The sequence below is a fragment of the Mycobacterium persicum genome (assembly GCF_002086675.1).
Classification (GTDB): Bacteria; Actinomycetota; Actinomycetes; order Mycobacteriales; family Mycobacteriaceae; genus Mycobacterium; species Mycobacterium persicum.
Genome location: NZ_MVIF01000013.1, coordinates 35,704 through 51,728, shown reverse-complemented (window position 1 = coordinate 51,728; position 16,025 = coordinate 35,704). Strand labels below are relative to the sequence as shown.

Annotated in this window: 14 protein-coding genes, 1 pseudogene and 2 riboswitches; of the genes and pseudogenes, 1 reads left to right on the top strand and 14 read right to left on the bottom strand. The window is 65.1% G+C overall.

Annotated features, from left to right (window positions below; genetic code table 11):
* Window positions 1-124, bottom strand: a riboswitch (glycine riboswitch).
* Window positions 125-222, bottom strand: a riboswitch (glycine riboswitch).
* Window positions 223-284: 62 nt separating this feature from the next.
* The 11 genes from BST40_RS06895 to BST40_RS06845 all read right to left on the bottom strand — a co-directional run bounded on the left by BST40_RS06895 (window position 285) and on the right by BST40_RS06845 (window position 10,986).
* Window positions 285-920 (bottom strand): MerR family transcriptional regulator, encoded by a 636-nt coding sequence (locus BST40_RS06895; RefSeq protein WP_075546606.1) that lies wholly within the window; start codon window positions 918-920, stop codon window positions 285-287.
* Between the two features lie 374 nt (window positions 921-1,294).
* Window positions 1,295-1,789 carry a bifunctional nuclease family protein gene (locus BST40_RS06890; protein WP_075511557.1) on the bottom strand — a complete coding sequence of 165 codons (495 nt, stop codon included), beginning with the start codon at window positions 1,787-1,789 and terminating at the stop codon, window positions 1,295-1,297.
* Between the two features lie 106 nt (window positions 1,790-1,895).
* A complete protein-coding gene (ftsR, locus tag BST40_RS06885) occupies window positions 1,896-2,639 on the bottom strand; it encodes a transcriptional regulator FtsR (protein WP_075546607.1) in 744 nt (247 codons plus the stop codon).
* Window positions 2,636-3,115, bottom strand: a complete 480-nt coding sequence (garA, locus tag BST40_RS06880; RefSeq protein WP_371687230.1) for a glycogen accumulation regulator GarA — start codon at window positions 3,113-3,115, stop codon at window positions 2,636-2,638. Before garA ends, ftsR begins: the two co-directional genes overlap by 4 nt.
* Window positions 3,116-3,454: 339 nt before the next feature.
* On the bottom strand, window positions 3,455-3,853 hold the full coding sequence (gcvH, locus tag BST40_RS06875) for a glycine cleavage system protein GcvH (RefSeq protein WP_075546609.1): 399 nt from the start codon (window positions 3,851-3,853) through the stop codon (window positions 3,455-3,457).
* Between the two features lie 24 nt (window positions 3,854-3,877).
* On the bottom strand, window positions 3,878-4,759 hold the full coding sequence (locus tag BST40_RS06870; RefSeq protein ID WP_075546610.1) for a DUF881 domain-containing protein: 882 nt from the start codon (window positions 4,757-4,759) through the stop codon (window positions 3,878-3,880).
* Between the two features lie 16 nt (window positions 4,760-4,775).
* Complete coding sequence (locus BST40_RS06865) at window positions 4,776-5,108, bottom strand: small basic family protein (RefSeq protein WP_023364046.1); 333 nt, start codon at window positions 5,106-5,108, stop codon at window positions 4,776-4,778.
* A 61-nt stretch (window positions 5,109-5,169) separates the two neighbouring features.
* Window positions 5,170-6,093 (bottom strand): DUF881 domain-containing protein, encoded by a 924-nt coding sequence (locus BST40_RS06860; protein ID WP_075546611.1) that lies wholly within the window; start codon window positions 6,091-6,093, stop codon window positions 5,170-5,172.
* Entirely contained in the window at window positions 6,080-6,715 is a 636-nt protein-coding gene (locus BST40_RS06855; RefSeq protein ID WP_075546612.1) for a CDP-alcohol phosphatidyltransferase family protein, read from the bottom strand. The genes BST40_RS06860 and BST40_RS06855 overlap by 14 nt, the downstream gene beginning before the upstream one ends.
* Window positions 6,716-6,917: 202 nt before the next feature.
* Window positions 6,918-9,254, bottom strand: coding sequence for an accessory Sec system translocase SecA2 (secA2, locus tag BST40_RS06850; RefSeq protein ID WP_083153840.1), 2,337 nt, complete (start codon window positions 9,252-9,254; stop codon window positions 6,918-6,920).
* Between the two features lie 88 nt (window positions 9,255-9,342).
* Window positions 9,343-10,986 carry an acetolactate synthase gene (locus BST40_RS06845; protein ID WP_083153838.1) on the bottom strand — a complete coding sequence of 548 codons (1,644 nt, stop codon included), beginning with the start codon at window positions 10,984-10,986 and terminating at the stop codon, window positions 9,343-9,345.
* 103 nt (window positions 10,987-11,089) lie between these two features.
* Here BST40_RS06845 and bacA point away from each other — a divergent pair, with 103 nt between their 5' ends.
* On the top strand, window positions 11,090-13,009 hold the full coding sequence (gene bacA, locus BST40_RS06840; protein WP_075546615.1) for a vitamin B12 ABC transporter pemease/ATP-binding protein BacA: 1,920 nt from the start codon (window positions 11,090-11,092) through the stop codon (window positions 13,007-13,009).
* Between the two features lie 124 nt (window positions 13,010-13,133).
* Here the strand turns inward: bacA and BST40_RS06835 are convergent, their stop codons facing one another.
* The 3 genes and pseudogenes from BST40_RS06835 to BST40_RS06825 form a co-directional block, all read right to left on the bottom strand.
* Complete coding sequence (locus BST40_RS06835) at window positions 13,134-14,606, bottom strand: FAD-binding protein (RefSeq protein ID WP_075546616.1); 1,473 nt, start codon at window positions 14,604-14,606, stop codon at window positions 13,134-13,136.
* Window positions 14,603-15,102: pseudogene (locus tag BST40_RS06830) on the bottom strand (VOC family protein). Before BST40_RS06830 ends, BST40_RS06835 begins: the two are co-directional and overlap by 4 nt.
* Before the next feature lie 125 nt (window positions 15,103-15,227).
* A complete protein-coding gene (locus BST40_RS06825; protein WP_075546617.1) occupies window positions 15,228-15,914 on the bottom strand; it encodes a TetR/AcrR family transcriptional regulator in 687 nt (228 codons plus the stop codon).
* Window positions 15,915-16,025 lie beyond the last annotated feature (111 nt).

The window sequence follows — 16,025 nt, the reverse complement described above, 5'->3', positions numbered from 1 at the left end:
CCCTCTCCCTCTGTCTTCACCCGTGCACCAGGCGCCTGAGAGATTCGGTGCCAGGGCTGCGGGCACCTTTCCCCATCGGCGGGTGAGGACCCGCGTGGGTCGTCACCGCTTTCCAGAGGCATCGTTGTCCGGCGCGGTCCGGGTGCCTGAGAGGTTGACGGAGAGGTGTTGCTCCTTCGGCGTCCGTAGCTGGCGGCCACGGAACTCTCCCGCGCGAGAGCGATGCGGAAACCAGTTTACTCGGCTCGCCGATCACCGCCGCGACGGCGCATACCCGGCCCGTGTTAGCCGATCTTGCGATCGCGCTGCTTGCGGCGCGAAGCCAGCTCGTCTTCCGGGGCGGCGATGGATTCACCGCCGTCGGCGCGCTCACCGTGAAATTCGGCGATGACGCCGGTCAGCTCCCGCATCGCGCCCGAAACGGCGATACCGAACACACCCTGGCCGCCCTGGAGAAGGTCGACGACTTCCTCTGCGGAGGTGCATTCATACACCGTCGTGCCGTCGGAGAACAAGGTGATGTTGGCCAGGTCCTGGACACCACGCTGGCGCAGGTGGTCGACGGCAACCCGGATGTTGTGCAGCGAGATGCCGGTATCGAGCAACCGCTTGACGATCTTGAGAACCAGAATGTCCTTAAACGAGTAGAGCCGCTGGCTTCCCGATCCTGCCGCACTGCGGATCGAGGGGACAACCAGCGACGTGCGTGCCCAATAGTCGAGTTGGCGGTAGGTGATGCCGGCGATTTGACAGGCACTCGGTCCGCGGTAGCCGACCAGCTCATCGGGCACCGAATCGTCGGGAAACAGCCCCGGCTGAACGGGTTCGGTCGCGCCGCCATGAGCACCGTGAGCACCGTGGGTCGCGGTAGTCGCGTGGTCTGCAAGATCGAGCTGTTCTTGACGTGGCCGTTCGCTCACGGTGCTTCCTCTCGCCGATCGCGCTCTTGTCACTAGCTGCGTCATTGGCTGCCTCGGCAACCATGTGTGCTCAGGTCCGAGTGCTTGTGAGCATACGCTGTTGGACTGTTTCGGTGCGCCAGTTGATCATCAAGTCGTCATCAAAGTATCGCTGTTGTCTGACCCTCAGGGCGCCATCCGGCAGGCGTGTCGAGTTCGCATCACGTGAGATGAGACGCATCCGTGATGTAGCCGACTCGACCACGAGGTGCTCACGGCTGTGTATGCCGCCGGGTCAGGTTGCATTGCCCGACGGTCTCCGCCGCGGGTGTGGGTGTCGCCTGTGCGCCGGTGAGTGGCCGGCCACGCCCACGGGTGCGCGCGTTGTCGACAAGCTAGGTGGCCTTGAAATCGTCGGGTGACACGCTGTCGAGGAATTCCTTGAACTTCTCAACCTCGTCCTCGCGGACCGCGCTACCGGCTTCTTCGTCGCTCTCGTCGGGGATCAGCAACCCGGCCTGGGCCAGCACGGCCTCCTCGACGTAGATCGGAACTCCGACGCGCAGCGCGATCGCCACCGAGTCGGAGGGACGAGCCGACACCTTGATATCGCGGTCGAAGATCAGATCCGCGTAAAACGTGCCTTCGTGCAGGTCGACGATGCGCACCTCCTTGAGCGAATGCCCAAGTGCAGCAATGACATCCCGGATCAGGTCATGCGTCAGCGGTCGGGGAGGCTCGACGCCTTGCTGCTCGAGCGCAATGGCGGCCGCCTCCGACTGACCGATCCAGATCGGCAGATAGCGGTCACCGTCGGCCTCGCGCAGTAACAGCACCGGCTGGTTTTGCGGTTGCTCGACGCGAATGCCGACAACGCGAACTTCACCCATCTGTGTCTGCCCTCCGCCATGCCGCCGTTTCCGTTCAGCGCGGCGACGCGGTGAGTACGCTCCTTGCCGCGTCGTCGAATACACGCTGTCGAGGAAAGTCTAATCCTCAGCGATGCAGAACGTCGCGTACCGCGGACTTGATCAACGAGGTGTGCAAAGTAATCGCGAGCGCTGCGACCTCTCGGGCCAAGTCGTCGGCGCGGTCACGGGCTCCGGCCTTGTCCGCCTTGACCAACGGGCCGGCGATCTGGGCGATCAGGTCGGACTGACGATCGGCCGCGGAGCGAAATGCGCGCAGGTGCCTGGGCTCCACACCGTAGTCGGCGAGTGCGCGCGCACATTGCAGGATGACGACCGTGTGCTCATCGAAGAAGCCGCCCGGTCCGGTTTTGATCACTCCGGCTTTCAGGAGAGCGGTCAGCAGGTCGTCGTCGACCCCGGAGCGGTGCAGGAGGTCTTCGCGGCTGAGTCGAATGCGGGTCGGCGACACCGCCGCCGCGTCAGACCCCCTACTGGCGGTGCCGTCGCCGCTTACCGGGACCAATCGCGGTATGCCATAAGGGGATCCGAAGGGTGGCAGCTCACCGTCGGGCTGAGCGTCCAACTGCGCCCTAATCACCTTCAGCGGCAGGTAATGATCCCGCTGAGCCGTGAGGATAAAGCGCAGCCGCGCACAGTCGTACGCGGTGAACCTCCGGTAACCCGATGCGGCGCGCTGCGGCGTCACCAGCCCCTCGGCCTCCAAAAACCGAATCTTGGAGATCGTGACATCGGGAAAATCCGGTCGCAGCAGCTCCAAGACTGCGCCGATCGACATCCCGGCCAGGGCGGGGCTATCCGGTGCGCTCACCGGCTTCCGGCGCCCCCGTCGTCGTCACCTTGCTTGGGTCCGGTCAAGAAAACCAGGCGGAATTTGCCGATCTGAACCTCGTCGCCGTTTGCCAGCACAGCCGAGTCCACCGGCTCACGGTTGACATACGTGCCGTTCAGGCTGCCGACGTCGACGACGCTGAACTCGTTGCCTTCCAACCGGAATTCGGCATGGCGACGACTCACCGTGACATCGTCGAGAAAGATGTCGCTGTCGGGATGCCGACCGGCGGATGTGATGGGCTGATCGAGCAGAAAGCGCGACCCTGCATTGGGTCCACGCTTGACGACCAGCAACGCCGAGCCCGCCGGAAGGCCTTCCACTCCAGATACGGCGCTCTCGGTTCCCGCCTGTGCGGGAGCGTCCAGTTCGCTGAGGAAGTCGGCGCGGAAGACTGAGGTGGTCTCCACGGTGACTTCGTCAGATGTCTGGTCCTGCTCTCGTTCTGCGTCCATGTCCGTCACCCGCTGCTCCTCACTGGCCGCTGTGGCGTTGTTCGACCGGACCGATCGGCCGGTGCCTCCCTCGCGTTTACCGCCTGTATTACCTTTACCGCTTCTGGTACTGCTTCTCGTACTGCTTCACGTGCCTGCCAACGGCGTCTGACGCTGATGTCTCGACCGTACCCCGCCTGCGTCGGCCTTGGGGCGGCGACGTGCTCACCACTGCAGGATCGTAAGCCCGACACCGCGCCTTCTCCTAGCCTTCGCCGAAGCCTTCGCCGAAGCCTTCGCTGAGGCCCATCGCACGGTCCGCGCCGTGGGCGCACCCGCCGGCACGGACCTTAGCAACCGTCATTCGGTTATGGTGCCGCGGTAGGCCTCGGCGTCGAGCAGGGCCGCCAAGGCTGCGTCCACGGCGGCGGGGCTTTCGACCTGAAGGTCCAGCAGCCAGCCGTCGCCGTACGGGTCCGAGTTCACCAGTTGGGGTGTGCCTTCCAGATCGCTGTTGATCGCAGCGACCTTGCCGGATACCGGCGCGTACAGGTCCGACACCGATTTCGTCGATTCCACCTCGCCGAAGGATTCCCCCGCGGTCACCTCATCGCCCACCGCCGGCAATTGAACGAAGACGACGTCGCCCAGCGCGGACTGCGCGAAATCGGTGATCCCGATCCGCACGGTGGCGTCGGTGGTGCGGCGCACCCACTCGTGCTCGGCGGTGTAGTGCAGATCGGACGGGATATCGCTCACGGTAATCCTGTTCTGGTCGGGGGGTTATTTGACGGGCTGAGCGTATTGGTGCGGTTTCGGTTGTCGCAAGGCGGTCACATCCACCCGGTCTGCCTGTTGCACCGACATCCGTCCGCCGACGCGTTTGATGCTGTCCACCGCACCACCGGGGATGTTCATCGCCGCGGCCAGCGTCGGTGGATCGCCAATCGCCAGAACCGAATAGGGCGGGGACAACGCTTTGGTGTCGATGGTCAGCGCGCCCGGGGAACCGACCACCCAGGTGTCGACTCCGACCCGCACCGACTCGTGTGCGTCGCTGATCTGGATCGCCTCCGCTCCAGCAGCACGCAACTCGTTGATCACGTCGAGCATTGCGTCCGGGGCCACTCCGGGACCGGGATCTTCGATGTGCACCGTGACCCCGGGTCCGGTGGCGCCCACCGCGCCCACCAGGATCGACAGCGCCGCCAGTCTGGCCTGCGCGCTTTCGATGGCGGCTTGGTCGTTGTTGCCGGAGGCCTGCAATGCGTTGAGGGTGTTCTGCAGGTCGGCCACCTCGGTGTTGAGCGTAGCCTCACGCTGCCGCAAAGAATCGAGCAGCACCAACAGATCCGCGGGGCGAGCCGTGTCCAGCGAATCACCGGACTCGGTCTGGCGGACCTGAGTGACGATCGCGACCCCGAGCACCAGGCACAGCAAGATTGCCAACGCGCCGAACAGCATTCGGGAACGGCTACCCCGCAGCATCGCGGACAGTCCCGTCCGGCGCACCGGCCCGATCTCGGGGCGAGGACGGTCGGCGGGCAGTTCGTGACGGCCGCGCCGGGCCGCTTCGTGGGCGTTGCGCTCGGCTTTGGAGTGGTCGTGCTGGGTTGGTGCGCAGCGGCTTTGGTCGCCGGTGCTGTCGGGAGGGCCCTGGCTCACGCTGACCTCATCTTCGTCAGGCTCCGAACAGCCGCCGGCGCAGCGCGGCGGTATTGCCGAAGATGCGGATTCCCAGTACGACGATGATCGCCGTGGACAATTGCGTGCCAACGCCCAATTGATCACCCACATAGACGATCAATGCGGCCACCAGGACGTTGAACACGAACGACACCACGAAGACCTTCGGATCGAAGATCCGCTCGAGGTAGGCGCGCAACCCGCCGAACACCGCGTCGAGCGCGGCGACCACTGCGATCGGCAGGTACGGCTGGATCACCTCGGGCACGCTGGGGTGGAAAACCAATCCCAGCACGATGCCAAGGGCAAGGGCCGCGATACCGATCATGCCCGTCGCAGTCCCGTCCACGTCGGTCCCGCGGCAACCACTTTCACCAAAGTTCTTCTCACTAGGGCCCAATCTGTTTGGCGAACTTGACGTCCCGGACAGCGCCCGCCGGCAGCGCCAGACCGTCGGAGGCGTTGACGCTCACGCCGACGCCGTAGGAGACCTCCAGCAGCCGGAGCCGGTGCAGACCGGGACTGCGGTCGAAGACATCTTGCATCGCATGCGGTGGTCCAACCGCGAGGATGGTGTAGGGGCTGCTGGTGGGATTGTTGTCAACGAGGATCGCTCCACCGGCCTGGCGGATGGTGACATTCGGCCCGATCCGGGCGCCGTCGACCGAGATTGCCTCCGCGCCACTGGCCCACAACGAGTTGACCACCAGCTGCAGGTCGCGGTCGAGGATGATTTGCTGGCTGCCGCTGACCCGCTGTTTGGAGGCATCGGAGAGATTCGGCCCCGCTCCCGGATCGGTCACGGTCACCGTCAACCCCGGACCGATAACCGGTGTGCTGGCCGCAGCCAGGCCGAGGGCATCCAGACGGGTGAGCAGTCGCTGCCCCTCAGCGTCGTCGGCCAGCGCCAGCCGTTGCACGTCGTCGACCTTCGCCGAGAGCACGCTGCGCTGCTGCGCCAACCTAAAAGCAGCGGCCTGGGTTGACCGCACATTTGCGACAAGCAGTTGCTGGGCCGCGCGCACCCCGGGTGCCACGGAGCGGGCCTGCGCCACCGCGGCCGCGAATACCGCGGCGACCAGTGTCGCGGCCAATGCTTGCCACAGCCAGCCGAAAGCGCGGGCACGACCGTCTTTGGGTGCGACGGAGCCATCCCGTTTGGCGGCTGCCGCGGCGTAGCCGGGGTCGAGATGTTCGGACAGCAGCGCGCGAAGCAGTGACGGTATCGGGATGCGCTTGGGCCGCGTCGCCGCATGAGCGCTGTAGCCGGCGTTGGGATCATAACCGCCGAGCGCTCGGTCAACCTCGGCCATGGCCGCCCGCTTTTCGCGCGACCGGCTGATGCGTCCGGTGCTTGACCTTGGGCATCCGCCGAACCACCATCGTCATCTGCACCACGTACAGCACAAACGCCCACAGGTAGGCATACATACCCCAGATCAGAAACGCCCAGCCGCAGGCGCCGAGGACGCGGCTCCATAACGCGTCCCACTGTCCTAAGAGCAGTATCGGAAAGCCGGCCATCAGGGCAAAAGTCGCCGCCTTGCCAATGTAGGTGACCGGCAGGGCCGACAGGCCGCGGCTCCACAGCAGTGGCAGCGTCGCAGCCAGCGCGGCGTCGCGCGCCAGTAGCGTGAGCACAAACCACCACGGCACGGTCCCGCTCAGCGCCAACACGATGGGTACGGTCACCATGTAAAGCCGGTCGACTGCCGGGTCCAGCAGCACGCCCAGCCGCGACGACTGGTTGAGCAGCCGGGCGATCTTGCCGTCCGCCCAATCGGACGCACCGCTGAACACCAAGATCGCCACAGCCCAGCCATGGATGTGGGCAATGAGCATGACGTAGACGAACACCGGAATCAGCGCCAGGCGGATGGCGCTCAGCACGTTAGGTACCGTCAGCACCCGATTGTGGGTGAGTACCGGCTCCATGAGCCGTGACCTTAGCCCGGTGACGATCCGGTCCGCACGGCGGACCGGTGAGGAGCCGGGCGGTTAGGCCGGGCCCGGTGACGATCCGGTCCGCACGGCGGACCGGTGAGCAGGTACCCCCGGCCGCGGAGCGTAACGCTGTGTCGATTTCCGGCACCGATTTTCGCACTGACGTTACATTCGCGGCTCAAGCCCGACAGGCTCAGCGGAACACGCCGGGCAGGCTCAGTGTGGACAGCGTGTCGTCGGACAGTGGGTTGTCGTTGACCATGTAGGTCCACGTCGACGTCGGCCGCGCCAGCTTGGACAGATCCAGCCCGGGCTCTTCTTCGAGAACGTTGGCCGTTTCGAAGGTCTGCTGTGCGGCCTCGATCGCATCTGCGGCCAGCGACGCGAACGCATCCACCGCCAACCGGTGGAACTCGTCGAGCGGGTTCTGCCGACCCAGCGCTCGCAGGTGGATACTCTCCCGGATATCGGCCAGATACGCCAGGTGATCGGCCCAGCCGCGGTCCAGGTGGTACAGCATGATCAGCCGGCAGATCTTCTCGAGGCGCTCGTCGGACCCGTCCTCGGACATCGCCTGAGCCAGCTGCTGGTACCTCTCGGGCGCCAGTTCGGCCAGTTCCTCACGCGCGGTCGCGGTGCGCAGCAAGGTGTTTCGTCGTTCGACGATGATGGCGCGTTGTTGGGCGATCAACTGGTTGTAGCGCCAGGTGTTCGCATGCACATCCAGCAACCGGCCCTCGGCGACGCGCTGGGCATGGTCGAGCAAACTCCCGCTCTTCGGACTGACGATTCGGCCGTCCTCGTCGGTGTCCATCGGCAATTTGTTGGTGTCGAGGTTGGCCGCGACGACGTCGTCTTCCCAGCTCGAGAAGAACACCGACGACCCTGGGTCGCCCTGGCGTCCGGCCCGCCCGCGCAACTGGTTGTCCAACCGCTGGGTGTGATGGCGACCGGTGCCGACTACGTGCAGGCCACCCAGTTCGGCGACGCGGTCATGGTCGGCTTCGTCGGAGCCGCCCAGCCGAATGTCGGTGCCGCGTCCGGCCATCTGCGTCGACACGGTGACCGCACCGAATTTGCCGGCCTCGGCGATCACCTGCGCCTCCTCCGCGTCGTTTTTCGCGTTGAGCACTACCGCGGGAACGCCGCGCCGCAGCAGCCTTTCGTGAAGCTCCTCGGACTCGGCAACGTCATGCGTGCCCACCAGCACCGGCTGCCCGGTGTCGTGTACTTCGCCGATATGCGCGATGATCGCGTCGTTCTTTGCCGCCGCTGTGATGTAGACCCGGTCGGCCTCGTCTTCTCGGATGTTCGGGGTGTTGGGTGGTATCGGCGACACACCGAGCTTGTAGAACTGGCGCAGCTGTTCACCGGCGGCCAACGCGGTACCGGTCATACCGCATACCGTGGCGTAGCGGTTGATCAGCGCCTGCACCGTGATGGTGTCGAGCACCTCGCCGGTTTCGGTGGTCTCGATGCCCTCCTTGGCTTCGACGGCGGCCTGCAGCCCGTCCGGCCAGCGCTGCAGTTGTGCGATGCGCCCGCGCGAGGAATTGATCAGATGTACCGCGCCGTCCCGGACGATGTAGTGCACATCGCGCTGCAACAGGACATGCGCGTGCAGGGCGACGTTGACCTCGGTCAGCGTGGTGCCCACATGTTCCTCGGAGTACAAGTCGATGCCACCGAGCGCCTTCTCGACTTTGCGAGCGCCGGTGTCGGTCAGGTGCACGTTACGGCTGTCGGAATCGGTCTCATAGTCGGTGCCGGGTACCAACTCGGCAATCAGGCGGATGATTTCCAGCCGCGGTGTCTCCCGGTGGGTCGTGCCGGCCAGCACCAGGGGCACCAGCGCCTCGTCGACCAGCACGGAGTCGGCCTCATCGATGAGGGCCACGTCCGGATTGGGCGATACCAGGTCTTCCACGTCGGTGACCAGCTGATCGCGCAGCACATCAAAACCGATCTCGTTGACCGAGGCATAGGTGACATCACGGCCGTAAGCCGCTTTGCGGTCCTCGCTGGTCGACTCGGCGGTGATCCACCCGACCGTCAGGCCCAACGCCTCCAACAGCGGGCCCATCCACTCCGCGTCGCGGCGGGCCAGGTAGTCGTTGATGGTCACGACGTGGACATGCCGGCCGGCCAGTGCATAGCCGGCCGCCGCGATCGCGCCGGCAAGCGTCTTGCCCTCACCGGTCGCCATTTCGATCACGTCACCGGCGAGCATGCGCAGCGCACCCAGCAATTGCACGTCGAACGGACGTAGACCGGTCGCCCGCTCGGCTGCTTCCCGGGCGATGGCCAGAAATTGGGGGATGTCGGCGGCGTCCGCGAGATCGTCGAGGTTGAGCAGTCCGGCCGCGCGGCGCAGCTTTTCGTCGGTGAGGTCGGCGGCTTCTTCGTCGTAGTCGGCCGAAGCGATCACCTGGGTCAGGGACCGGTTTCGATTCTTTTCCGTACTGGCGCCGAGAAGTCGCCAAAATCGGCTGCTCAGGCGGCCTGGTTCAGCGCGTGTGGTCTTGGGCACACGTCAACGGTACGTGACCCCGCGGCAGACGCGAGCGGACGTGGTTACCGGCAACGCGCCCAGCCTCGACAGGCCGGATCTTTGCGCATCAGGCCAAGTTCGACCGCCGCGGGTACGCGACGGTCGGGTCGGTCAGCACGTTGACGACCGACGGCAGACCACTGGCGAAGGCCAGCTGCAGCGCCGGGCGCAGCTCGGCGGGCGTCGACACCAGCTCTCCGTGCGCACCCAGGGCCCGCGCCACCTCGTCGTAGCGGGTTCCCGGGCGTAGCTCGGCCACCACCGAGTAGCCGTACAGCGCCTCCATCGGGTGCTTCTCCAATCCCCAGATGCCGTTATTGCCGACGATCGACACGACCGGCACATTGTGCCGAACCAGGGTGTCCCACTCCATGCCGCTGAACCCGAACGCGCCGTCACCCTGCAGTAACACCACTTGACGCTCCGGTCGGGCCAATTTCGCGGCCAAGGCGTAACCGGGCCCCGAACCCAGACATCCGAAGGGACCGCTGTCGAGCCAGCAACCCGGCTGATAGCTGTCGATCACCCGCCCGGCGTAGGACCCGAAGTCACCGGCGTCGATCACCACGATGGCGTCGCGATCCAGTAGCGGAGCCAACTCGGCGTACACCCGCATCGGATGCAGTGGGATCCGTTCCTCGGCAAGCTCGACTTTTTCCGCGTCGCGCGCCGCGGTCTCGGTGGTCCGCAGCTCCTCGATCCAGTCCCGGTGGTCGGTGCCGCCGGGTCCGGTCAGCGCCGCCAGGATCGCCCGCAAATCCCCGTACAGGCCGGCCGCCACGGCACGCGGATGACCGCGCTCCGGTTCGGCGCGGTCGGCGACGACGAGCTGGGTCTGCGACCCGAAAACTCCGCCGAATCCCAGACGGAAATCCATGGGCACACCGACGATCAGGGCAACATCGGCCTGCCCCAACGCTTTCGATCGTGCCCGGGAAAAAGCCTGCGGGTGGTCAGCCGGCACAACGCCACGGGCCATCCCGTTCATTAGCACCGGAATCCGGCGTTTCTCGGCAAGACGCAGTAGCTCCGTCTCCGCGTGGCCCCACCAGACGTTGGTGCCCGCCATGATGACCGGACGTTGTGCCGCCGAGAGCAGGCCGAACGCTCGGTCCAGGGCTTCACCATCGGGGCTTTCGGCCGTGGGTAAGTCCGTTAGTGCGCCGGGGCGGCCGTCATCGTCGGACATGGAGAACACGTGGTCCATCGGAAAATCTACGAAAGCCACCCCCGCCGGGGCGCCGACCGCGGCCTGGAGGGCGTCGTCGACCAGCCGGCCGGCGTCGTCGGCTGACTGTGCGGTGGCGGCAAAGCGGGCCAGCGGCGCGACAAACGGTACGTGGTCGATCTCCTGCAAAGAGCCCATCCCCCACCGCAATGCCGGCGCCCGACCGCCGAGCACCACGAGCGGCGACTGGTTCTGTTGGGCGGCAGCCATCGCGCTCATCCCGTTGGTGACGCCCGGACCCGCGGTAAGTGCGGCCACCCCGGGCACCCTGGTCACCTTGGACCAGCCCTCGGCGGCGAAGGCGGCACTTTGCTCATGACGGGTGTCGATCAGCCGGATGCCCTCTTCGCGGCAGCCGTCGTAGACCGAAAACAGGTGTCCGCCCGACAGTGTGAAAACCGTGTCGATACCGCTGGCTTTGAGCCGTCGCGCTATCAGCCGTCCCGCATGCATTGTCTGGGCCGGGGCGGCGCCGGCGCTCATATCCGTCATATTTCGAAAGCCTATCTGCATCCTTCCGGTACCTTCGCCGAAGGATTTCTGTTCAGCAGCCGTCTGAACACCTCGTCCGTGAGGAGCATCGACCTTGGGCCCGAAGCCGTTTACTCCCTCGATCGACTGGTCGGGGGCATTTGTGGATTCGCTGTACTGGATCGGCAAAGCCTGGGCGATCAGCGCCGTCTGTGTCCTGGTCGTGCTGGTTCTGCTCAGGTTCCTGACGCCCTGGGGGCGACAGTACTGGCGGATCACCCGTGAGTACTTCGTCGGACCCAGGAGCATTGGGGTGTGGCTGATGCTGGGCGTGCTGTTGCTATCGGTGGTCCTGGCCGTGCGCCTGAATGTGCTGTTCAGCTACCAGGGCAACGACATGTACACCGCCCTGCAGAAAGCATTCCAAGGTGCCGCCGCCGGCGATGAGGTGGTGAAACGCTCAGGCGTGCACGGGTTTTGGATGTCGATCGGGGTTTTCAGCGTCATGGCCGTGATACACGTGGTCCGGGTGATGGCCGACATCTATCTGACGCAGCGCTTCATCATCGCCTGGAGGGTGTGGCTGACCGACCACCTCACCAGGGATTGGCTCGACGGCAGGGCCTACTACCGGGATCTGTTCATCGACGAGACGATCGACAACCCCGACCAGCGTATCCAGCAGGACATCGACATTTTCACAGCCGGAGTGGGTGGCACGCCCAACGCGCCGTCAAACGGCACGGGTAGCACGCTGCTTTTCGGTGCAGTGCAATCGATTATCTCGGTGATTTCCTTCACCGCGATCCTGTGGAACCTCTCCGGAACCCTGAATCTATGGGGTGTCTCCTTCCCGCGGGCAATGTTTTGGACCGTCCTTGGCTATGTCCTCGTTGCCACGGTCATATCCTTCGTCATCGGGCGTCCACTGATCTGGCTCAGTTTCCGTAACGAAAAGCTCAATGCCGCTTTCCGGTACGCGTTGGTGCGACTGCGAGACGCCGCCGAAGCTGTGGGCTTCTACCGCGGTGAGCGGGTCGAGGGCGCGCAATTGCAGCAGCGGTTCCGGCCGGTGATCGACAACTACCGCCGATACGTTCGCCGCAGCATCGCTTTCAACGGATGGAACCTGTCGGTGAGTCAGACGATTGTTCCGTTGCCGTGGGTGATCCAGGCGCCGCGATTGTTCGCCGGGCAAATCGAATTCGGCGACGTGAGTCAGACGGCCACCGCGTTCGGCAATATCCACGACTCGTTGTCGTTCTTCCGCAACAACTACGACGCGTTCGCCTCGTTCCGCGCGGCGATCATCCGGTTATACGGCCTGGTTGACGCCAACGAGAAGGGCCGCGCGCTGCCTGCGGTGCTGACCCGGCCAAGTGACGACGAGTCCGTTGAGCTCAACGAGATCGAAGTTCGCACCCCCGCTGGAGATCGGCTGATCGATCCGCTCGATGTGCGGCTGGACCGCGGCGATTCGCTGGTGATCACCGGCCGTTCCGGGTCCGGCAAGACCTCGCTGCTGCGCAGCCTGGCCGAACTGTGGCCGTATGCCTCGGGGACCCTGCGCCGTCCGGACGGCGACAACGAAACGATGTTCTTGTCGCAATTGCCGTATGTGCCGCTGGGCACTCTGCGGGACGTGGTGTGCTACCCGAATCCCCCATTCGTCATCCCCGACGACATCGTGCGCGACACGCTCACCAAGGTGGCCCTCGCGCCGCTCTGCGACCGTCTCGAAGAAGAACGCGACTGGGCCAAGGTGCTGTCCCCCGGCGAGCAACAGCGCGTTGCCTTCGCCCGCATCCTGCTCACCAAACCCAAAGCCGCATTTCTCGACGAGAGCACGTCGGCGCTCGACGCGGGTCTGGAATTCGCGCTCTACGAACTGCTGCGCCGCGAACTGCCGGATTGCATCATCGTCAGTGTCAGCCACCGGCCCGCGCTTGAGCGCCTGCACGACCAACAGCTTGAATTACTGGGCGGCGGGCCATGGCGGCTGAGCCCAGTGACGAAGGAGCCGGTGCGGGTCTAGTCGTTGAATCCCGCGCCGATATTGCCGTGACGGTTGTGGATTCGACGTGCGCCACGACCGTAGCCGCAATCTCGGTGAGTCGCGCCCCCGGCCCGCCGGGCCGCGTGCGCTCCGGCGCCCACACTCAACGCACCTGCGCGCCCCCGGCCCGCCGGGCCGCGTGCGCTCCGGCGCGGCGGCCGAAGTACGAGCCCTCGCCCAGCTGCGTACCACTGGCATAGCCCTTGCCATCCTGGGCGATGTTGGATGCACACGCTCCGGCCGCATACAGCCCGGGTATCACCGAGCCGTCTTCGCGCAGCACCTCGCCGTCCACCGACGTGGCCAGCCCACCGAGGGTGAAGCCGGCATACATCGCCTTACCCAGTGACATATCGAAAGCTCCCCACGGCCCTTTGTCTTGTGGCGCAAGGAATTCCGGCTGTTTGTGAAAGTCGGGATCTTCGCCGCGCGCGGCATAGGTGTTGTAGCGGTCCAGGGTCGCCGTGAGATTGCCTCGCGGAATGCCCAGCGCAGCTTCCATCTCGGCGACCGTTTCCCAGCCGTCGATCAACGGGACCAGCGGCATCGTGGGACGTTCCAGATGCGCCTCGTCGACGATCAGATACGCCGCGCTGTCCGGTTGTTCCATGATGAAACCCGCAGTCCGCGAGTGGTAGGAATCCTCGGCGACGAACCGCCGTCCGAGCTTGTTGACGATCACTCCGGTGAGCAGGATGGACGGCGGGTACGGCGGAGCCGTGATGAAAATCTGATCCATGTGCTCGGTGGCGCCGCCGGCCGAAACGCCCATCCGGATGCCCAGGCCGTCGTCATAAGTGTTGCCCAGCACGAAGGGTTTCTCGGCCAGTTTCGGGGTGTACTTGGCGACCATGTCGGGATTCATCACGAATCCCCCGGCGGCGATGATCACCGACTTGGCTTTGATCGCACCCGTTTCGGAGAATCGCTTCCACATCACTCCGGTCACTGCCCCCGAGCCGTCCACGATGAGCTCGGTGGCCCCGGTCTCGTAGCGGATTTGCACGCCCAAACTCGCCGCTCGCTTGAGCAGCAGGTCGATCACCATACTGGCGCCGCCGGTGTCGCCGGGCACGGGCACCTTATGGCCACGCGGCGCCGGCACCGCCTTCTCGAAGAAGGGCCAGACCTTCTCGTTGCCGGTGAACATCAGCCCCTCGGTGTTGGGCTGGATCACCGCCTTGCCCGGAAAGTAGCTGCGCTCGAACTGAAAGCCCAGGTCTTCCAGCCAATTGAAATGCTCCACACTGCCGTCGCAGTACGCCCGGATCTTGGCGCGATCGGGCCGCCGCGACACCGCAACCAGGTACTTATACATCTCGTCCGGCGAATCAGGATGACCGGTCGTCCGCTGGACCGCGGTCCCGCCGCCCAGGTAGAAATGCCCGCCTGCCAGCGACGTGGTGCCGCCCGCCGCGGCGGCCCGCTCGAGCACCAGCACGCGGGCGCCCGCCGCAGCCGCCGTCACCGCCGCACAGCCGCCGGCAATGCCGAAGCCGATCACCACCATATCGACGTCGTCCGACCATGACGCCACCGAGCCCGCGTTGACAGTCCCTGGTAGGTCGGTGCTCACCGTTGCTCCCGTTTGATGTAGTCGTAGAACGCCCTGATCTCCGGCGAGAAATACGCGATCTCCACAAACGGCACCCCGGCCTGCGGCGCCGCCAGGTAGGCAAACTGGATCCCGCCGGGCATCACGCCCCGCTGGACACAGTGGCGCCGTTCTCGGTCGCCTCAACCAGGGCGGCCTCCAGCCGCTCCGGGCTCTCGACTTCCATGCAAATGTGGTGCAGACCGGGACCAGAGTCACGCAGAAAATCACTATAGATATTCTCCCCGCGGACCGGGGAGAGGAGCTCTAACTGCATGTCGCCCAGGTAGCTCAGTGAGATGCTCGCGACGAAGTCGGCGGGCTTGTCGTAGTAGCTGCAAGTATCGGGAGCAAAGTGCACGTCGGGTATCCGTACCCACTTCCGCACACCCAATAGGCCGGTGAGCGCTGTTTCCGTGGCATCCAGGTCCGTGGTCACCCATGCGATCTGCCTCGGCGACGGAACGGGAAAGTTCATCGTCTCGCAGAATAGCTCAGCCCGGTGGCACCAGAAAGGGCCAGCAGGAACTTTGCCGTCACCGCCGGCAGCTGGCTCGAATGCGGCGGATGAACACGTTCTAATTCTTGGTGACTACCGCATCCTCAATGCTGAGCCAAGACGTCGACCAGTAGCCGCACCTGACTGTCGAAGACCTGGCCCGGCTCAGTCAGCGTGTCGGCGCCATACTGTCCGAACACCTCCAGGCCGATCGCACCCACCACGGCGGCCCACAGCAAGAAGCACTTGGCGACGACACGGTCATCGCCGGGAAAGTCGAACTCCCGGCGAAGCCGCTCGAAATCCGATGACATCGGCTGGGAAGCAACGTTATTCGTCAAAACGATATCGCCGGTGGCAATTGCCCCCGCAATTGCGTCGAAGAACGCTCGGACCACGCGGGTACCGACACCGACAGTGCGTTCTGGTGGCGCGTGATAGCCGGGGACGGGGCTGCCGTACAGCAGCGCCCACTGCGCCGGGTGCGCAACGGCCCAACAGCGGACCGCATGGGCGATGGCGATAACGTCGTCGCTCCATGAGTCGAGGCCGGCCGCGGCGCGAGCGCGGTCCACGGTGTCGGCCAGATCGGAGTATGCGTCGACAAGCAGCAACGTCAGGAGCTCGTCGCGGCTGGAAACGTACCGATATACCGCGGAGGACACCATGCCCAGCTCGCGGGCAATCGCACGTAGCGATAGCCCGGCTGCGCCGTGATCCACTAGGTGGCGGCGGCCGAGCTCGACGATCTTGGACTCGATCTGCTCCCTGGCCTCCTGACGTTTGCCCACGCCGCAATTCTGACATAACCGAGATCACCGCTCTTGCTTTTGTTTCGGAGTTATGGCAGCGTTTCCAGTATCGAGAGCAGTGCTCTCGGAAGGTTTCACAAGGCTCGAGAG

Bases quoted from the DNA above. Each gene is read 5' to 3' on its own strand.
- BST40_RS06890 (WP_075511557.1), bottom strand. From the start codon at position 1,789: ATGGGTGAAGTTCGCGTTGTCGGCATTCGCGTCGAGCAACCGCAAAAC.
- garA (WP_371687230.1), bottom strand. From the start codon at position 3,115: ATGGACGCAGAACGAGAGCAGGACCAGACATCTGACGAAGTCACCGTG.
- BST40_RS06865 (WP_023364046.1), bottom strand. From the start codon at position 5,108: ATGATCGGTATCGCGGCCCTTGCCCTTGGCATCGTGCTGGGATTGGTT.
- BST40_RS06860 (WP_075546611.1), bottom strand. From the start codon at position 6,093: ATGGCCGAGGTTGACCGAGCGCTCGGCGGTTATGATCCCAACGCCGGC.
- BST40_RS06855 (WP_075546612.1), bottom strand. From the start codon at position 6,715: ATGGAGCCGGTACTCACCCACAATCGGGTGCTGACGGTACCTAACGTG.
- BST40_RS06845 (WP_083153838.1), bottom strand. From the start codon at position 10,986: ATGAGCGCCGGCGCCGCCCCGGCCCAGACAATGCATGCGGGACGGCTG.